This is a genomic window from Halomonas sp. ABH4_019 (genome assembly GCF_056159885.1).
In genome coordinates this window covers 463,681-480,372 of the sequence record NZ_JBSWWC010000003.1, presented here as the reverse complement: position 1 = coordinate 480,372, position 16,692 = coordinate 463,681, and the positions used below count along the sequence as shown (strand labels likewise).

At 71.7% G+C, this 16,692-nt stretch carries 16 protein-coding genes; 9 read left to right on the top strand and 7 right to left on the bottom strand.

All coding sequences use genetic code 11. The features are described 5' to 3' along the window. Positions 1 to 82 precede the first annotated feature (82 nt). The 4 genes from ACXAFN_RS14565 to ACXAFN_RS14550 all read left to right on the top strand — a co-directional run bounded on the left by ACXAFN_RS14565 (position 83) and on the right by ACXAFN_RS14550 (position 3,524). A complete protein-coding gene (locus tag ACXAFN_RS14565) occupies positions 83 to 1,075 on the top strand; it encodes an NAD(P)-dependent oxidoreductase (RefSeq protein ID WP_474989705.1) in 993 nt (330 codons plus the stop codon). A 128-nt stretch (positions 1,076 to 1,203) separates the two neighbouring features. After that, a complete protein-coding gene (locus ACXAFN_RS14560; RefSeq protein ID WP_474989703.1) occupies positions 1,204 to 1,863 on the top strand; it encodes a hypothetical protein in 660 nt (219 codons plus the stop codon). Beyond that, positions 1,860 to 2,603, top strand: a complete 744-nt coding sequence (locus ACXAFN_RS14555) for a DUF3307 domain-containing protein (RefSeq protein WP_474989701.1) — start codon at positions 1,860 to 1,862, stop codon at positions 2,601 to 2,603. The genes ACXAFN_RS14560 and ACXAFN_RS14555 overlap by 4 nt, the downstream gene beginning before the upstream one ends. 3 nt (positions 2,604 to 2,606) lie before the next feature. Then, complete coding sequence (locus ACXAFN_RS14550; RefSeq protein ID WP_474989699.1) at positions 2,607 to 3,524, top strand: N-acetylmuramoyl-L-alanine amidase; 918 nt, start codon at positions 2,607 to 2,609, stop codon at positions 3,522 to 3,524. Here the strand turns inward: ACXAFN_RS14550 and ACXAFN_RS14545 are convergent. After that, complete coding sequence (locus tag ACXAFN_RS14545) at positions 3,443 to 4,078, bottom strand: helix-turn-helix domain-containing protein (protein WP_474989697.1); 636 nt, start codon at positions 4,076 to 4,078, stop codon at positions 3,443 to 3,445. The genes ACXAFN_RS14550 and ACXAFN_RS14545 overlap by 82 nt on opposite strands. 130 nt (positions 4,079 to 4,208) lie before the next feature. Between ACXAFN_RS14545 and ACXAFN_RS14540 the strand changes: the two genes are divergently transcribed. The 4 genes from ACXAFN_RS14540 to ACXAFN_RS14525 all read left to right on the top strand — a co-directional run bounded on the left by ACXAFN_RS14540 (position 4,209) and on the right by ACXAFN_RS14525 (position 8,723). After that, positions 4,209 to 5,432, top strand: coding sequence for a benzoate/H(+) symporter BenE family transporter (locus ACXAFN_RS14540; RefSeq protein ID WP_474989695.1), 1,224 nt, complete (start codon positions 4,209 to 4,211; stop codon positions 5,430 to 5,432). A gap of 108 nt (positions 5,433 to 5,540) precedes the next feature. Continuing rightward, positions 5,541 to 6,137, top strand: a complete 597-nt coding sequence (locus tag ACXAFN_RS14535) for a GNAT family N-acetyltransferase (RefSeq protein WP_474989693.1) — start codon at positions 5,541 to 5,543, stop codon at positions 6,135 to 6,137. Between the two features lie 197 nt (positions 6,138 to 6,334). Then, positions 6,335 to 8,047 (top strand): proline--tRNA ligase, encoded by a 1,713-nt coding sequence (locus ACXAFN_RS14530; RefSeq protein ID WP_474989691.1) that lies wholly within the window; start codon positions 6,335 to 6,337, stop codon positions 8,045 to 8,047. Between the two features lie 46 nt (positions 8,048 to 8,093). After that, on the top strand, positions 8,094 to 8,723 hold the full coding sequence (locus ACXAFN_RS14525) for a lytic transglycosylase domain-containing protein (RefSeq protein WP_474989689.1): 630 nt from the start codon (positions 8,094 to 8,096) through the stop codon (positions 8,721 to 8,723). 481 nt (positions 8,724 to 9,204) lie between these two features. Here the strand turns inward: ACXAFN_RS14525 and ACXAFN_RS14520 are convergent, their stop codons facing one another. The 4 genes from ACXAFN_RS14520 to rfaH all read right to left on the bottom strand — a co-directional run bounded on the left by ACXAFN_RS14520 (position 9,205) and on the right by rfaH (position 11,984). Next, a complete protein-coding gene (locus ACXAFN_RS14520) occupies positions 9,205 to 10,395 on the bottom strand; it encodes a PqqD family protein (RefSeq protein WP_474989687.1) in 1,191 nt (396 codons plus the stop codon). Beyond that, positions 10,395 to 10,745 (bottom strand): hypothetical protein, encoded by a 351-nt coding sequence (locus ACXAFN_RS14515; protein ID WP_474989685.1) that lies wholly within the window; start codon positions 10,743 to 10,745, stop codon positions 10,395 to 10,397. The genes ACXAFN_RS14520 and ACXAFN_RS14515 overlap by 1 nt, the downstream gene beginning before the upstream one ends. Positions 10,746 to 10,905: 160 nt before the next feature. Further along, positions 10,906 to 11,412 carry an FKBP-type peptidyl-prolyl cis-trans isomerase gene (locus tag ACXAFN_RS14510; protein ID WP_474989683.1) on the bottom strand — a complete coding sequence of 169 codons (507 nt, stop codon included), beginning with the start codon at positions 11,410 to 11,412 and terminating at the stop codon, positions 10,906 to 10,908. 29 nt (positions 11,413 to 11,441) lie between these two features. After that, entirely contained in the window at positions 11,442 to 11,984 is a 543-nt protein-coding gene (rfaH, locus tag ACXAFN_RS14505) for a transcription/translation regulatory transformer protein RfaH (RefSeq protein WP_474989681.1), read from the bottom strand. Positions 11,985 to 12,137: 153 nt separating this feature from the next. Here rfaH and ACXAFN_RS14500 point away from each other — a divergent pair, with 153 nt between their 5' ends. Then, the gene (locus tag ACXAFN_RS14500; RefSeq protein ID WP_474989679.1) at positions 12,138 to 13,499 is read left to right on the top strand and encodes an AmpG family muropeptide MFS transporter; all 1,362 of its coding nucleotides are present in this window, start codon (positions 12,138 to 12,140) and stop codon (positions 13,497 to 13,499) included. Between the two features lie 27 nt (positions 13,500 to 13,526). On the opposite strand, the gene ACXAFN_RS14495 is transcribed toward ACXAFN_RS14500, so the two are convergent. After that, positions 13,527 to 15,350, bottom strand: coding sequence for an SEC-C metal-binding domain-containing protein (locus ACXAFN_RS14495; RefSeq protein WP_474989677.1), 1,824 nt, complete (start codon positions 15,348 to 15,350; stop codon positions 13,527 to 13,529). A 61-nt stretch (positions 15,351 to 15,411) separates the two neighbouring features. Continuing rightward, a complete protein-coding gene (locus tag ACXAFN_RS14490; protein WP_474989675.1) occupies positions 15,412 to 16,656 on the bottom strand; it encodes an ABC1 kinase family protein in 1,245 nt (414 codons plus the stop codon). Between the last annotated feature and the right edge of the window lie 36 nt (positions 16,657 to 16,692).

Below are 16,692 nucleotides of genomic sequence, written 5' to 3'. Positions count from 1 at the left end.
ATCATATGGTTACAGAAAACATCATCGCCATCGCACCGCACCAGCCATCGCCTGACCTTTCCACCATGCACCATCTGGATCCATGAGCGTGCCGCGGCGCATCATGGCGGCGCATATCGCCCTACAACTTGATGGAAATCCCTTCCATGAAGCATTCTGGCGTTTTATCCACGCGCGGAGACCCTCCATGTCCCAACCTCGCCTCGGCTTCATCGGCATCGGCCTGATGGGTGACCCCATGACCCGCCGGCTGCTCTCGGCCGGCTTCGACGTCAGCGTCTGGAACCGCTCGCCGGACAAGACCGCAGGCGTGGCCGCGGCCGGCGCTCGCGTGGCCGGCTCGCTCGGCGAACTCGTCGAACACTCGGACATCCTTCTGCTGTGCCTGGCCGACACCGACGCGGTCGAGACGGTGGTGTTCGGCGAGGATGGCGTGGCCACCCACACCCGCCCGGGTCAGCGCCTGGTGGATGTCTCCAGCAGCGACCCTGCCGCCACGCGTGACTTCGCCGCCAGGATGAAGGCCGAGCGCGGCGTCGCCTGGGTGGACGCGCCGGTCTCCGGTGGCGTGGCCGGCGCCGAGGCCGGCGAGCTGGCCGTCATGTGCGGCGGTGCCGCCGAGGACATCGAGGCCGTGCGCCCCGTGCTCGCGCCTCTGGCCGCCCGAATCACCCACATGGGGCCGGTGGGCAGCGGCCAGGTGACCAAGGTCTGCAACCAGATGATCGTCGGCTGCCAGGCCGCGGTGATCGCCGAAACGGTGGCCATGGCCGAGGCCAGCGGCGTCGATGCCGGCCGGCTCGACGAGGCGCTGGGCGGCGGGTTCGCCGACTCCAAGCCGTTTCGCATCCTCGCGCCGCGCATGGCGGCACGCGACTTCGCCGCCCCGCCCTGGCACCTGCGCACCCTGCTCAAGGACCTGGACATGGCGGTGGCCCAGAGCGGCCGCGTGACCAGCGCCACGCCGATGAGCGCCCTGGCGTCGCAGCTGATGCGGGCCCACGCCGCCCGGGGCCATGGCGAGTCGGATCCGGCGACCCTGATCGAGGCCTATCGCGCCCCGGACGCGGAGTGAAGGGAAGAGGCGTGGCGATTCCCATGCACGCCAATACTCCGCATATATAGCCCATATAGGCTATTTTTTTACAGAATAGCCTCTTTGGCCTATTCTTCGGGGACAGTCGAGACCGCAGGAGACCCCGCATGGCCAGCCGCCTCGCCGTGCTCACCGGCGATATCATCGATTCGCGCCGCATCGCCGACGGCCGACGCCTCCATGAGGTGCTCGAGGCCACCCTGGCACGGCTCGCCGACCGCCATGCGGGGGCCTATCAGCGCTATCGGGGCGACGGCTTCCAGCTCGCCCTCGGCCAGGCCGAGTCGGCCCTGGACGCCGCCGTCGCGCTGCGTGCGGCGCTGATCGCGAGCTCCGAGGCCAGCCGACGCTGGGACGCCCGGCTGTCCATCGCCGTGGGTCGCGACCGCTGGCGCCCCGGGGGCGAGCTGGCCTCCGCCGACGGTCCGGTGTTCGTCGCCTCGGGCCGCGGCCTGGACGCCCTGGCCGATAGCGACGCCCATCTCGTGCTGAGCCCGGCCGGGACGCCCATCGATCCCTGCCATGCCCTGCTGCTACGCTACCTCGATGCCCTGGTCGACGGCTGGTCGCCCTATGCCGCCGAGGTCGTCGGCCTGCGCCTGCAGCACGGCGAGACCCAGCAGGCCCTGGCGAAGCGCCTGGGTATCCGCCAACCCAGCGTGCACAAGCGGCTGCGCGCCGCCCGTTGGCCGCTGCTGGAGGACACCCTGACGCAGTTCCGCGCGACGTTTCGCGACAGCCTGACCCGGGAGGACGCGGCCCCATGACCCCGACGGCACTGGCGACGCTGCTCGCCCTGTTCATCGCCCACCTGGTCGGCGACTTCCTGCTCCAGCCGCGACGCTGGGTCGAGGCGCGCCAGCGCGACAAGGCCCTCGCCGGCGTGCTCTACCTGCACGCCGGGCTGCACGGACTGCTGGCCTTGGCCGTGCTGGTCGTCGCCGGCGTCGAGCCCCTCGCCGCCGCGGCCTGGTCGCTGACCATCGCCGCCAGTCACGCGTTGATCGACCTGGGCAAGGCCCACCTGGACCCGCGTCGCCTCGGCTGGTTCCTGATCGACCAGGCGCTGCACCTGGCCGTGCTGATCGGCGTCTGGCTGGCCTGGCTGGGCAGCCTGGCGCCGCTGGGCGCGGTCATCGACTGGCTGGCCCGTCCCGAGGTGCTGAGCCATGCCCTGGCCTACCTGCTGGTCACCCGCCCCATGGCCATCGCCATCGCGCTGGCCATGCGCCCCTGGAGCGAGGAGGTCGCCGACCCGGGCACCCTGGTCGCCGCCGGTGCGCGCATCGGCATCCTCGAACGGCTGCTGGTGCTGACCCTGGTGCTGCTTGACGAGCTGACCGCGGTGGGCTTCCTGCTCACCGCCAAGTCGGTGCTGCGCTTCGGCGACCTGCGCGCCCGCCGCGACCGCAAGCTCACCGAATACGTGCTGCTGGGCACCCTGCTCAGCGTCACCGCCACCCTGGCGCTGGGCCTGGTGGTGCGTCAGCTACCTTGGACAGCGTGAGCCATGCGATCCAGGACACTGCTCTACCTTTGGGCCGCCCTGCTGCTCGGTGGCTGCGCCGGCGGGCAAGGGCCGGTGGAGGGTGACGGCTACGCCATCGACGACCGCCACCCGTCCAGCGCCCACTCCAGCCGGGTGCGCTTTCTCGTGCTGCACTACACCGACGAGGACGAGGCGACCTCGCTCGAGATTCTCTCCGGGCCGCGGGTCAGCGCTCACTACCTGGTGCCGCAGCGGCCCGACCGGGGCCTCGGCTCGCCGATGATCTACCGGCTGGTGGAGGAGTCGCGACGGGCCTGGCACGCCGGCGCCAGCGCCTGGGCGGGACGCACCCACCTCAACGACAGCTCGCTGGGCATCGAACTGGTCAATGCCGGGCCGAACCGACTCCCCGACGCCTCACCGGGCGACGGTGCGGTGACCTGGGCGCCCTTCCCCGGGGCCCAGGTCGAGGCACTGATCGCCCTGCTCCGGGACCTGATCGCGCGACACGATATCGCGCCCACCGGGGTGCTGAGCCACGCCGAGATCGCCCCCACCCGCAAGATCGACCCGGGCCCGGCCTTCCCCTGGCGGCGCCTTCACGCGGCCGGCATCGGCACCTGGCCGGCGGACGCCGACGTCGCGCGCTTCCGCCGGGCCTTCGCCGCGGCACCGCCGCCGCTCGACGTGCTGCAGCGGGCGCTGGCGGCCTGGGGGTTCGCGGTGTCGCCCAGCGGCGAGTTCGATGAGGCGACCCGGGGGGCGCTGCGTGCCTTCCAGATGCGCTACCGGCCCGACGATTATCGCGGCCGGCCGGACGTCGAGACCGCCGCCCGGCTGTGGGCGCTGCTGACCCGCTATCGCCCAGAGGCGCTGTCCGACCCGGCGCTCGCCTCACCGGCGGCGATGCCCGGAGTGACGCCAGCGCCGCGGGGGTAGTGGATGACATCGTGGAAGCGCGTCGGCCCCGGCCCCGGGTTGCGATAGGCGTGGGGCCGGTCGGCGGCGAAGCGCAGCCCTTCCCCCGCGGCGAGTCGCCGCCAGGCGCCGTCCACCCGAACCTCCAGTTCCCCCTCGACCACCACCAGATGCTCCACCACGCCCGGCGCGTGGGGCGCCGACTCGCTGAGCGCCCCCGCGGCCAGGGTGCCCACCAGCAGCTCGAAGCCGAGGGCGGGGTCGAAGGGAAACAGCGGTACGGCCGCCATCCCGGCGGCATCACCCTCGGAGGCCGGCGCGGCCTGAGGCGTCACGCCGGCCTGGTCGTCGACCGGCGCGACGGACCCGGGGTCGAACAGGCTCGAGAAGGGCACCCGGAAGCCGCTGGCGATCTTCCACAGTGTCGCCACCGTGGGGCTCGACTCGCCGCGCTCGATCTGGCCCAGCATGGCCTTGCTGACGCCGGTTTCCCGGGCGGTGCGGTCGAGGCTCCAGGCCTCGGCGCGGCGCAGCTCCCTGAGCCGTTCGGCGATGTGCTGCGAGATCTCCTGCATCGGCCATTTTCTCCCGGTCGCATGCGATGAAAGGCCCCATTGTAGCGCGGCGATCGAGTTGTGCGTTATAGCGCACGGTGCTAGGGTGTCGCCATCGTGCGTTATAACGCACAGCCGCCCGGAGTCTCCCATGTCCATGACAAGCCGGCCATCGCCGAGCCCCGCCACCGCCGACCGCTCCTCCCTGTGGCGCGACAGCAGCCTGTCGACCCTGACCGCCGGCTTCATCGCCGTGCTGATCGGCTACTCTAGCTCGGCGGCCATCATCGTCCAGGCCGCCGAGGCGGCCGGCGCCAGCCAGGTCCAGATCGGCTCCTGGCTGTGGGCGCTGGGCATCGGCTCCGGCATCACCACCCTGGTCTTCTCGCTGCGCTACCGCATGCCGCTGCTCACCGCCTGGTCGACGCCGGGCGCGGCGCTGCTCGCCACCAGCCTGCCCGGCCTGCCGATGAGCGAGGCCATCGGGGCCTTCCTGTTCTCGTCGCTGCTGATCACCCTGTGCGGCGCGAGCGGGCTCTTCGAGCGACTGATGCATCGCCTGCCCCGGGCACTGGCCTCGGCCATGCTGGCCGGCGTGCTGCTGCGCTTCGGCCTCGACCTGGTGATGACCGTGGAGCATCGGCTGGTGCTGCCGCTGGCGATGGGGCTGACCTACCTGGTCGCCAAGCGGCTGTGGCCGCGCTACGCCATCCCGCTGGTGCTGGCCGTGGGCGGCCTGGTGGCCCAGGCCCAGGGCCTGCTCGACCTCGGCGCGATCACCCCGGCGCTGGCGGTGCCGGCCGTCACCGCGCCGAGCCTCGATCTCGGCGCGCTGATCGGCGTCGGCATCCCGTTGTTCGTGGTTACCATGGCCTCACAGAACCTGCCCGGCGTGGCCGCCCTGCGCGCCGCCGGCTACCGACCGCCGATCTCGCCGCTGGTCGGCGGCACCGGCGTCGCCGGCCTGGCGTTGGCGCCCTTCGGCGGCTTCGCCCTCAACCTGGCGGCGATCAGCGCCGCGGTCTGCCAGGGCCCCGAGGCCCATCGGGACCCGCAGCGCCGCTACGCGGCCGGCGTGGCGGCAGGCGGCTTCTATCTGCTGCTGGGGCTGTTCGGCGCCACCGTGAGCTCGCTGTTCGCGGCGTTGCCCGGCGAGCTGGTGGTGGCCATCGCCGGCCTGGCCCTGCTGCCGACCCTGGGGGCGGCGCTGGCCGATGCCCTGGGCGACGCCCCCCAGCGAGACGCCGCCCTGCTCACCTTCCTGGTCACCGCCTCGGGCATCTCGCCGGGCGGCATCGGCGCCGCCTTCTGGGGCCTCGCGGCCGGCCTGGTGGCGCTCGCCGTGAGCCGCTGGCGCGCCGCGGGCCAGGGCTGATCGCGCGTGTCGCCCTCGGCACCGCTGGCGTCGCGGCGATAGCGCGGCGGGCCGCCGGCGTCTGCTAGGCTGCCGCGTCACAATAATAATCGCCTTGGGAGCATGACCATGACGACCCCGACCCTCACCACTCGCCAGGGACGCGACATCGCCCCTTACCTGGCGGCCCTGGCCCAACTGCGCATCCGGGTGTTCCGCGACTTCCCCTATCTCTACGACGGCGACCCGGCCTACGAGGCCCGCTATCTCGAGCGCTACGCCGCCAACCCGGAGAGCTTCTTCGTGCTGGCCTTCGACGGCGACCGCCTGGTGGGCGCGGCCACCGGCCAGCCGCTGGCCGACGAGATGGACGACTTCCGCGCCCCCTTCGAGGCCGCGGGCTACCGCCCCGAGGGCGTCTTCTACTATGGCGAATCGGTGCTGCTGCCCGAGTACCGGGGCCGCGGCATCGGCAAGGCCTTCATGGAGGCCCGCGAGACCCATGCCGTCACCGAAGGCTTCGGCTACGCGGCCTTCTGCGCCGTGGAGCGCCCCGTCGACCATCCCCTGAAGCCCGACGACTATCGCCCGCTGCACGATTTCTGGAACGCCTGGGGCTATCGCCGCACGCCCTCGCTGTCCACGACCTTCGCCTGGAAGGACATCGACGCCGCCGAGGAGAGTGCCAAGCCGATGATCTTCTGGTTCAAGGCACTGGACGGATAGCCGCGGCGAGGCGCCCGGCGGCTTTTGCCGACACTGACGCTTGGCCGTACAATGCCTGGCATACCCCGCCATCCGGCCCCTGTCGAACGGCGCCGGGCATCGCGAGCCCGAGGCTGGCGATGCCCGGTCCGGCCCGACGGCCCGCCAGGCGGCTCGACCGATTCCACCAGACTCTTGCTCGAGGACACCCCGGACCCATGCGCGCCACGCAACTGTTGATCTCCACCCTCAAGGAAACCCCCGCCGACGCCGAGGTGGTCAGCCACCAGCTGATGCTGCGCGCGGGGATGATCCGCCGCCTGACCTCGGGGCTCTACACCTGGTTGCCGCTGGGCCTGAAGACCCTGCGCAAGGTCGAGCGCATCGTCCGCGAGGAGATGGATCGCGCCGGGGCCCAGGAGGTGCTGATGCCCGCCGTGCAGCCCGCCGAGCTGTGGCAGGAATCCGGCCGCTGGGAGCAGTACGGGCCCGAGCTGCTGCGCCTCAAGGACCGTCACGATCGCGACTACTGCGTCGGGCCGACCCACGAGGAGGTCATCACCGACCTGGTCCGCAAGGAGATCGCCAGCTACAAGCAGCTGCCGTCGAACTTCTACCAGATCCAGACCAAGTTCCGCGACGAGATTCGCCCGCGCTTCGGCGTGATGCGCTCTCGCGAGTTCATCATGAAGGACGCCTACTCCTTCCATATCGACGAGGACTCGCTCAAGGAGACCTACCGGGTCATGTACGATGCCTACACGCGCATCTTCACCCGCCTGGGCCTCGACTTCCGCCCGGTGATCGCCGACAACGGCGCCATCGGCGGCACCGGCTCCCACGAGTTCCACGTGCTGGCCGATTCCGGCGAGGACGACATCGTGTTCTCCAACGAGTCCGACTACGCCGCCAACATGGAGAAGGCCGAGGCGCTGGCGCCCCAGGGCGAGCGCGCCGCGCCGAGCGAGGAGCTGCGCCTGGTCGACACGCCGGACGCCAAGACCATCGCCACCCTGGTGGAGCAGCACGGCCTGCCCATCGAGAAGACCCTCAAGACGCTGATGGTGCGCGCCACGGAAGGCGGCCTGATCGCCCTGCTGGTGCGCGGCGACCATGAGCTCAACGAGGTCAAGGCCGAGAACCTGCCCGAGGTGGCGAGCCCCCTGACCATGGCCACCGAGGAGGAGATCCGCGCGGCGGCCGGCGCCGGCCCCGGCTCGCTGGGCCCGGTGAACCTCGACATGCCGATCGTCATCGATCGCAGCGTGGCGCTGATGAGCGACTTCGGCGCCGGCGCCAACGTCGACGGCAAGCACTACTTCGGCATCAACTGGGAGCGCGACGTGGCCCTGCCCCGGGTCGCCGACCTGCGCAACGTGGTCGAGGGCGACCGCTCTCCGGACGGCCGGGGCACCCTGTCGATCAAGCGCGGCATCGAGGTCGGCCACGTCTTCCAGCTGGGCCGCAAGTACAGCGAGGCGATGAACGCCACCGTGCTGGATGCCAACGGCAAGGCCGCGCACCCCTGGATGGGCTGCTACGGCATCGGCGTGACCCGGGTGGTGGCCGCCGCCATCGAGCAGAACCACGACGACGGCGGCATCATCTGGCCGGACGCCATCGCGCCCTTCCATATCGCCGTGGTGCCGATGAACGCCCACAAGTCGCAGCGGGTGCGCGAGGAGAGCGAGCGCCTCTACCAGGAGCTCCGCGCCGCCGGCTTCGACGTGCTGCTCGACGACCGCGACCTGCGCCCGGGCGTGCGCTTCGCCGACCAGGAGCTGATGGGCATCCCCCATCGCCTGGTGGTCGGCGATCGCAGCCTGGACAAGGAAGAACTGGAATACAAGGGACGCCGTGACAGCGAGGCCACCATGGTGCCCGCCGGGGACATCCTCGAGTTCCTGCGCGAGCGGATCGAGATCCAGTAAGCGCCGCCTGCCGGCCGCCCTGCTGCTGGCGGCCGGCGGCCTGGGCTTGACGACGCCGCTTCCCGCCCGGGAAGCGGTCGACTTCCTCGATGCCCTGGCCCTTCCCCCTCCCCGGGCCCAGGCGACGAGCGCGGGAACGACGCTCCCGCCCGCGACCCTGCGCCCGACCCTCGCCGCCGCGCGGCAGGCGCCTCTCCCTCCCGCTGCGGTATGGGCGGCCCGCCAATGGCTCGACGCCATGGCCCCGCGCCTGGCTCGTTTCGTGCCCGATCGAGCGCGACGCCGGGCCTTGCTGGCCCGCGTTCATCTGGAGGCCCGGCTGGCCGGCCTGGCGCCCGAGCTGGTACTGGCGGTGATCCAGGTCGAGAGCGCCTTCCGTGCCGAGGCGGTGTCCCCCGCCGGCGCCGTCGGACTGATGCAGATCATGCCGTTCTGGGTCCGCGAGCTGGGCCTGCCCGCCGACGACCTCACCGATCCCTGGCGCAACCTGCGCTACGGCTGCACGATCCTCGCCCACTACCTGGCGGTGGAGGACGGCGACCTGACCCGGGCGCTGGCTCGCTACAACGGCAGCCTGGGCGAGACCTGGTACCCCGAGCGGGTGATGCGCGCCCTGGCGAGTCGCTGGCGCTCGGCCGGGGCGGCCTCGCCGGGGCCAGCGACCACCGACCGCTGAGATGCCCGGCGGCGGCACGAAAAAAGGGTCGATCCCGAAGGATCGACCCAGTGGGGGGATGTCCCCCCTCCCCTGACGACTGGCGGGTCGGCCGGCTCGGCGCGACGATGCGGGCCGCGCAGGCTGAAGGCGATCCGGCCGTCCATGCGTGCGATCATCAACCCGACGGGGGCGATACCCCCGAGGGTGATATCAGATGCCTCCACTCTAGTGTCCTGTTTCGGAGGTTCGTTGAAGAGATGGCGAGCGCATTGGGTTGCCAGGCAAGGCGCCGCGACGAGGCATAGCAGCGCTATGGCGAGGAGTGGCAACGCGGCATGGCGGCGCAAGGGGCCGCCAGAATTCTATAGTCAACCTCTGATACAGGACACTAGCGCCCGGGGGCAGGGAATACGCTGATCTGCGTCAAGTCAGCCACGCTGGCAAGCGCAGGTGTCGCCCCGAGCTTGACCTGGATCAGCGCCGGGCGAGCGAACGCCTCTCAGCCACTCGCGGGCGCCAGCAACCCCTCGGCGGCCAGCTCGTCGAACAGCGTCGCCACGTCCGCCGCCAGCCGCGAGGGCTCGATCCCGGGAAATCTCACCGCCAGCAGTTCGGCGATCTCGACCTGGGTCAGCGGCTCGAGCCCCAGCAGCCGCCAGATGCCGCCGGCCACCGCACTGAGCCGATGGACGTCGCCCTTGCCGTCGACCAGGAAGTGCTCGTCGCCGAGGGCGCACTCCGTGGTCACCGGCAGGCGACGCCAGCGCGAGACAGCGGTGCCCGGCGCAGCGGCCGGTGTCGACACGCGGGCCCGAGGAACCGGCGCGTCCAGGCAGGCCTCGTCGAGGCCCGCCGCCACCCGCTCCACGGCGGCCTCGGGATCGTCGTAGCGCAGCAGGCGACAGGGCAGGTCGTGCATCATCGGCAACAGTCGCTCGAGCAGGCCCGCGGGCTCGTGGCCCTCGCCGGCGAGACTCTGCCCCAGCAGCTGCAGCAGCCCGTCGCCCGGCGTAAGGCGGGTCAGGCGAGTGGCGCCGGCCCCGGGGACACGGTCCAGCATCACGATGGCCCCGATGGGGCACGTCTCGCCGTGGCCGGCGAGGCGGGCGTCGTCCAGTGCCAGGTAATCGTAGCGATCGTCCGCGACGCCCTCATGGTCGGCAATGAAGCCCCCGAGCTCCGGCGAGAGACCGGTCGGCAGCGGCAGCCGAAGCCGCGGCGCGATCCCCAGCGCCACGCCCTCGCCTTCGGCCGTCAACATCAGCACGTCATCGCCGAAGACCCGGTAACCGGCGGCGGCGAAGGCCGCGCTGAGCAGGCTCTTGCCCACCCGGTGAGTGGCGGGCAACAGCACCAGCCGCCCGCGGATCTCCACGGCGGCGCAGTGCAGCCCGACCATCTGCGGCCGCGCCGCGAGGAACAGCGAGATCAGATCGGCGATCAGGCTACTGGCGGCGATGGCCAGGCCGGGAAGCCGCCGGGGACGGGAGCGACCCGGCACGGCCTGAAAGTAGCGGCCAGCCTCGCCCCAGGCCAACAGCTCTCGGGACATCGCCGCCGACCCCGGCCAGCGGGACAGCGGCCAGCCGGGCATCGCCGCCCGCAGCGCCTCGGCGAGGCGCGGGGCATCCTCCAGACGCACGGTGGCCTCGAGGCCGGCCGGCTGCAGGGTCTCGACGAGCCGCCCCATCACCAGCGGCTGGGGTAGCTATGGCTGTGGCTATGCCGGCTGTGACTGTGGCTGTGCCGGCTGTGGCTGTGCTTCGAGTGGCGATGGCCATGGTGGCGATGCTTGTGATGACGCTGGCGGCGATGCTCGCGGTAGTCGTCCACGTAGCGGCGATCGCGGGCGTCGGGGTGGCTCTCGTAGACGATTCGCCAGCGGCCGTCGTCCCAGTCACCGGCCTCGGCCTGGCCCAGGGTGGTGAGCGTCGGGGCGGCGTAGGCGGCGACGCCGACCAGACCGAGGGCGGCCAGCAGGCGCCGACGACGCGACGCCGCCGTGGGTGAGGTCGAGGGGGAAGCATCCTTGTCGTGCATGGGCGGGGTTCCTGGTGGGCATGAATAGGGGGCATGAATCCCTAGCCTACCCGCCCCGGCCGGCCTCAGGACCCGTCCGGCCGCGACTTCCGCGTTCGCTGCATATTGACGCCCGCCCCGTCGTCGCGCGGCGACGGGGCGCGACTCCCGGCGACGACGCTCAGACCATCTTCTTGTCTTCGACCTGGTCCGGCGTGGTGCCCGGCGCCAGCGGATGGCCCTTGGCGAGCTCCGCTCGAGTGGCATCGCGCACCTCGAGCACCTCCAGGCGATAGTGCAGGGTGCGGCCGGCCAGCGGATGGTTGGTGTCGATCCGCACGCCGTCGTCGCGCACCTCGAGCACGGTGACGATCTCGGGCCCGTCGTCACCCGGGGTCTGGAAGCGCATGCCCGGGGCCAGGTCGGGCACCGGGAAGGCGTCGCGGCCGACGTCGCGCACCAGGGCCTCGTCGCGGGGGCCATAGGCCTCGGCGGGGGCCAGGGTCACCTCGAGCTCGGCGCCGGCCTCGCGGCCCTCCAGGGCGCGTTCGAGCCCGGCCATCAGGTTGTCATGGCCATGCAGGTACTCGAGCGGGGTCTGGCGCGCCCGGGAATCGTCAAGGACCTGGCCGTCCTCGCCGCTCAAGACGTAGTGCAGGGTCGCGACCCGCTGGGGAGCGATGGTCATGGGGCCTCCAGGAAGGGAAATGGAAAGGGTCACTCGCGACGACGCAACCGGGAGACGGGCATCTCCAGGCGCTGCTGCTGGTGCAGCATGTTGAGCAGCACGATGGCTCGCTCCTCGCCCTTGTGGCTGGAGAAGACCGCCTGGAGGTCCTTGAAGGGCCCCTCGGTGATCTCCACCGCCTCGCCGGCGCGAAAATAGACATGGGCGGCTTCGGCGTCATCCTCGCTGGCCCGGCGACGCAGGGCATCCAGCAGCTCATCCCCGACCGGCACCGGCATGTCGCCGCCGAAGGTGACCAGCTTGAGCACGCCGCGGGTCGAGCGGATCGGCCGCCAGTTGCTGACCAGGCGGTCGAGGCGGATGAACAGGTAGTAGGGAAACAGCGGCTCGCTCACCCACTCTAGCTTGCCGCGGCGCTTCTTCTGGACCTCGAGCACCGGATGAAAGATCTCGTAGCCCTGATTGCCCAGGTGCTCGGCGGCGCGGAAGGACTCGCCGCCCTTGCACTGGATCACGTACCAGCGCGGCACCGCGTCCCCATCGGCATCGAGAGAAAAATCGTCGTCACTCATGTCGTCGTCGATCGCCTCTGGCTGGTGTCGGCGCCGGGGCTCTGCAACAATCGGCGGCGCGTGCCGCCCGCAGTCGCGAGACCCGGTCGAGGCCGCCATCTTATCATCGATGGCCCGGCGCGTGGCCCGACCGCCGCAAGGAGAGCCCCCGCCATGCCGACCCCTTCCGCGCACCGCAGCTGGCGCGATGCCCTCTCGGTCTACCGGCACGCGCCGGTGCTGACCATGCTGTTCCTGGGCTTCTCGGCGGGCCTGCCCTTCCTGCTGGTGTTCTCCACCCTCTCGGCCTGGCTGCGCAGCGACGGCGTCGAGGTGGCGGCGATCGGCTTCTTCGCCTGGATCGGCATCCTCTACTCGATCAAGTTCTTCTGGGCCCCGGTGGTGGACCGCCTGGCGCTGCCCGGGCTGACCCGGGCGCTGGGCCAGCGACGCGGCTGGATGCTGCTGGCCCAGTTGATGATCGCCGGCGGCCTGGTGGGCCTGGCCAGCCTCGACCCGCCGAGCCAGCTGCCGCTGGTCGCCGCCTGCGCGCTGCTGGTGGCCTTCGGCTCGGCGACCCAGGACATCGCCATCGACGCCTTCCGCATCGAGTCGGCGCCGGAAGACCTGCAGGCGGCCATGGCCTCCACCTACATCATCGGCTATCGCGGCGGGCTGATCGCCGCCGGCGCCGGCGCGCTCTACGTGGCCTCGCTGGTGTCCTGGCACGCGGCCTATCTGGCCATGGCCGCCCTGGTGGCGGTGGGCATGGTCACGGTGCTGGTGCGTCCGGAACCCGAGCGCCTGGCGCTCTCGACCCAGTTGATCCATGAGCCGCGGGTGCGGGCCTTCCTGCGCGCCAGCCGCGGCCGGCCGGCTTGGCTGCGCCGCCTGGGCGCCTGGGCGATCGGCGCGGTGGTCTGTCCCTTCACCGACTTCTTCGTCCGCCACGGCTGGAAGGCGCTGGGGCTGCTGGCCTTCGTGGCGGTGTTCCGGATCAGCGACCTGGCCATGGCCTCCATGGCCAACCCGCTGTATATCGACCTGGGCTTCAGCCTGGCCGCCATCGCCAACGTGACCAACGTGTTCGGCATCGCCATGAGCATCGGCGGCGGCCTGCTCGGTGGGCTGCTGGTGGCCCGCTACGGGGTGGGTCCGATCCTGATCCTCGGCGCCACCGCCACGGCCCTGACCAATCTGCTGTTCGTGGCCCTTGCGCTTGCCGGCGACAGCCTGCCGATGCTGGTGGTCACCATCGTCGGCGACAATCTCTCCAACGGCCTGGCCAGCGCGGTCTTCATCGCCTTCCTGTCAAGCCTGACCTCGCGGGCCTATACCGCCACCCAGTACGCGCTGTTCTCGTCGCTGATGACCCTGCCCGGCAAGTTCCTGAGCGGCTTCGGCGGGCTGATGGTGGAGGCCCAGGGCTACGCCGACTTCTTCCTGGTGGCCTCGCTGCTCGGCCTGCCGGCCATCGCCCTGGCGATCTGGGTCAGCCGCGACCGCCGCCTGGTGGCCACCCCCGGCGCGGCCTGACGCGGCCGGCGAGCCGCGCCGGGAGGGTCAATCGTCCAGCCGTGCGGCCAGCCACTCCAGCGCCCCCGGAGTGGTGCGCCACTGGTCGCGCATCAGGGTGCGATACTGCCAGGCCTCGGACCGCGAGCCGGGCGCCGCGGCACTGTCCGCCGAGCCGCCCGAGGAGCGCGGGGAATCGGCGCACAGCAGCGCCGGCGCGTGGGCATTGTGGCGGTGCGCCTCGCTCAGGGCGGCGGCGGCTTCCTCGCCGCGATCCAGGCGGTAGAGCGCCAGCACCCGGCCCATCAGCAACCCCAGCACGGCCTCGTCCTCGGACGGCGAAGCCAGCGCGGATTCGCTGAGCGAGAGCGCCTCGGCGTCGCGGCCCTCCCGCAACAGCTGGTCGAGCACCAGTTCGCGCAGCCCCAGGCTATCCCGGTCGTCCAGCTCGAGCAGGCGCTCGGCCAGCTGCCGGGAAAGCTGTCGGGCGCCGCGCTCCATGCCCACCACCAGCGCCAGGCCGGTGCGCAGCAGCACGGCGTTGTCGGCGACGTCCCAGGTCAGCGGCGCGTCGCCCGCCTGGCGGGCCTGGTCGAGCCAGCGCTCCAGCCGGGCGGCCAGCGGCTCGAACAGGCTCGGGGCCATCCACGGCAGGCTGCCGAAGCGGCTGGTCATGGCCAGCGCCAGCGACTGCATCACCTCCGGGGCATCCAGCCACTCCGGATGAGCGCACAGCGCCGGCAGCCATTCCCCGGCCGCCGACCAGGGATCGGCATCGAAGCCCAGCGGGGCCTCGTTCTCGATATCGGCCGGGAACAGCGCCCGGAAGGCCGCGTAGAGGGTGTCTTCCCGGGCGCTGCGATGATAGGCCAGCTGGCCGTCTTCTTCGCGCAGGTCCAGGCGGGGCGCGGTGGGCAGCGACTCGAGCAGGGTCTGGAAGGCAACCAGCGGCTCGGCCAGGTCCTCCTCGGCGTTGAGCAGCTGCTCGGCCAGGGTCGCCCCGGGGTTGTCGGCCAGGTCGGCGAGGAACTGCAGCTGGTCGGGATCCAGGTCGCCCTGGCGGGACAGCCGGCGGAACCAGAAGCGGGAGCGCTCCCGGGCCTCTTCCTCGTGGCCCTCGTGGAGCAGCAGCATGGCCTCGATGTAGGCCAGGGTCGGCGAGTCGGGCAACGCCTGCTGGGCGCGCACGAAGGCGGCCCGGGCGCTGTCCAGGTCATCGTTGTCGAGATGCAGCAGGCACAGCCGCTCCAGAGCCACGCCGCGCAGGAACAGCGGGCCGCGATCGAGCACGGCGTCGAGCAGCGCCTCGCGCTTGCGATGGAAACCACGCTCCTGGTAGAGGTCGACGAGGATCTCGAAGGCCGGCTCGGCCTGCTCCGGCAGGCGGGCCCAGTCGGCGGTCTCGAACAGCGACTCGAGGATCTGCTGGGCGCGGCCGCGCTGGCCGGACTCGGCGGCGATCAGCCCGGCCTCGAGCAACGCCTGGGCCGGGGCGCGGCCGCTGGCCAGCGCGGCCTTGAGGGTCTCGCCCTTCCAGTCGCGCAGCGACAGCATCCACATCAGGTGACCGGGCACCTCCCCCGGCAAGCTGACGGCACCGCAGCAGTGCTTGGTCTTGCGCCCCGAATCGCACCAGCAGGGTTCGTTACGGCCCGGCCGGGCCAGGGCCTCGCAGGCGAAGTCGAGTCGCGCCAGCGGGGTCTGTGACCACAGCTCCGGCGCCAGCGCCTGGGCCAGGGCCGGATCCCCGGTCAGCTTGGGTCCCTCCTCGCGCGCCCAGGCCATCAGCGTCGGATATCGCTCGTCTTCGCGAATCGCCTTGAGGGCGCCCGAGGCGAACCCCAGCAGCTGTTCTACCCATACCGCCAGCATTGCCGTCTCCACTGCCGAAAAATCGCACAGTCTACCAGTCGAGCGCCGGGCTGGCAGCCGCTTACCTCTCGGCCCGCGCCATCAATGGCCGCACCCGCGCCGCCATGTCCAGGCGCGCGCCGAGGCGCACCAGGTTCCAGTAGTGGCCGTTCAGGGTGCGCGACAGCAGCAGCGTATCCGCCGGCGGCTGCAGCCGGTCCATGGCCGCCCAGACCCGCGGGCTCAGCTCGCGCAGCCGCCGATGCACGCGCACGTCGCCGAAGTCCTGGGGGCCCGGCGCGAACAGCGGAGCTACCGCCTCGGCGGCCTCGCGATACAGCGCCAGCGGCGCCCCCTCGCCCTGCCGGCCGCCCAGCGCGAGCAGGGCGGCGTCCATGGCCAGGGGATCCGCCTCCAGGGTCGCCTCGAGCAGCCGCATCATCGCGGCGAGACGCGCCGGGGGCACGGCAATCACGGCCCCCAGATCATAGATCACCAGCCGGCCGTCCGCGTCGGCGGCGAAGTTGCCGGCATGGGGATCGGCGTGCAGCTCGCCATGGGTGAACAGCTCCTCGGTCAGCCAGTCGGCCAGGGTCGTGGCGACGCGCTGCCGCACGGCATTATCGGCACCTTCCAGCTCGCGCAACGGGGTGCCCGCCACATGGCGCATGGCCAGCACGTGAGGCCCGCACAGCGCCGGCAGCGGCTCGGGAATCACCAGCGCCTCGAGGTGTGCGTAGCGGGCGCGGTAGCGCGCCAGGGCATGGGCCTCGGCGCGGTAGTCGAGCTCGCCGCGCAGGCTGGCGGCGAGTTCCTCGAACAGCGCCTCGAGGCGCGCCTGGGGCACGTTGAACCAGCGCCCTAGGCGCATCAACCGGCGCAGCTGGGCGAGATCGCCCTCCAGCACCTCGTCGAGGCCCGGGTACTGCACCTTGAGCACCAGCGTTTCGCCGTCTCGGGTCTGTGCCCGGTGCACCTGGCCCATGGAGGCGCTGGCGAAGGGCACGGTCTCGACGTCGGCGAAGTGCGAGTCGAGATCGCCGTACTGGGCCTCGAGCATGCCCCGGATGGCCTCCCAGGGCATCGGCGTGGCCTGGCGCTGCAGGCGGGCCAGCTCGTCGGCCAGCTCCGGCGGCAGCAGGTCGTCCCACTGGGCCATGATCTGGGCGAGCTTCATGGCCGGGCCCTTGAGCTCGGCGAGCCCCTCGAACAGTGCCTCGCCGAGGGCCCGCCAGTCGGCCTGACCGCCCAGCCGGGTGCGCAGCATGGCGCCGCCGGTGCGGGTCCCCAGCCCCAGCAGGCGTCGCGTGCGACCGCGCTCACGCATGGCTCTCCCTCCCCGATAAAGTGTGACAGGCATTGT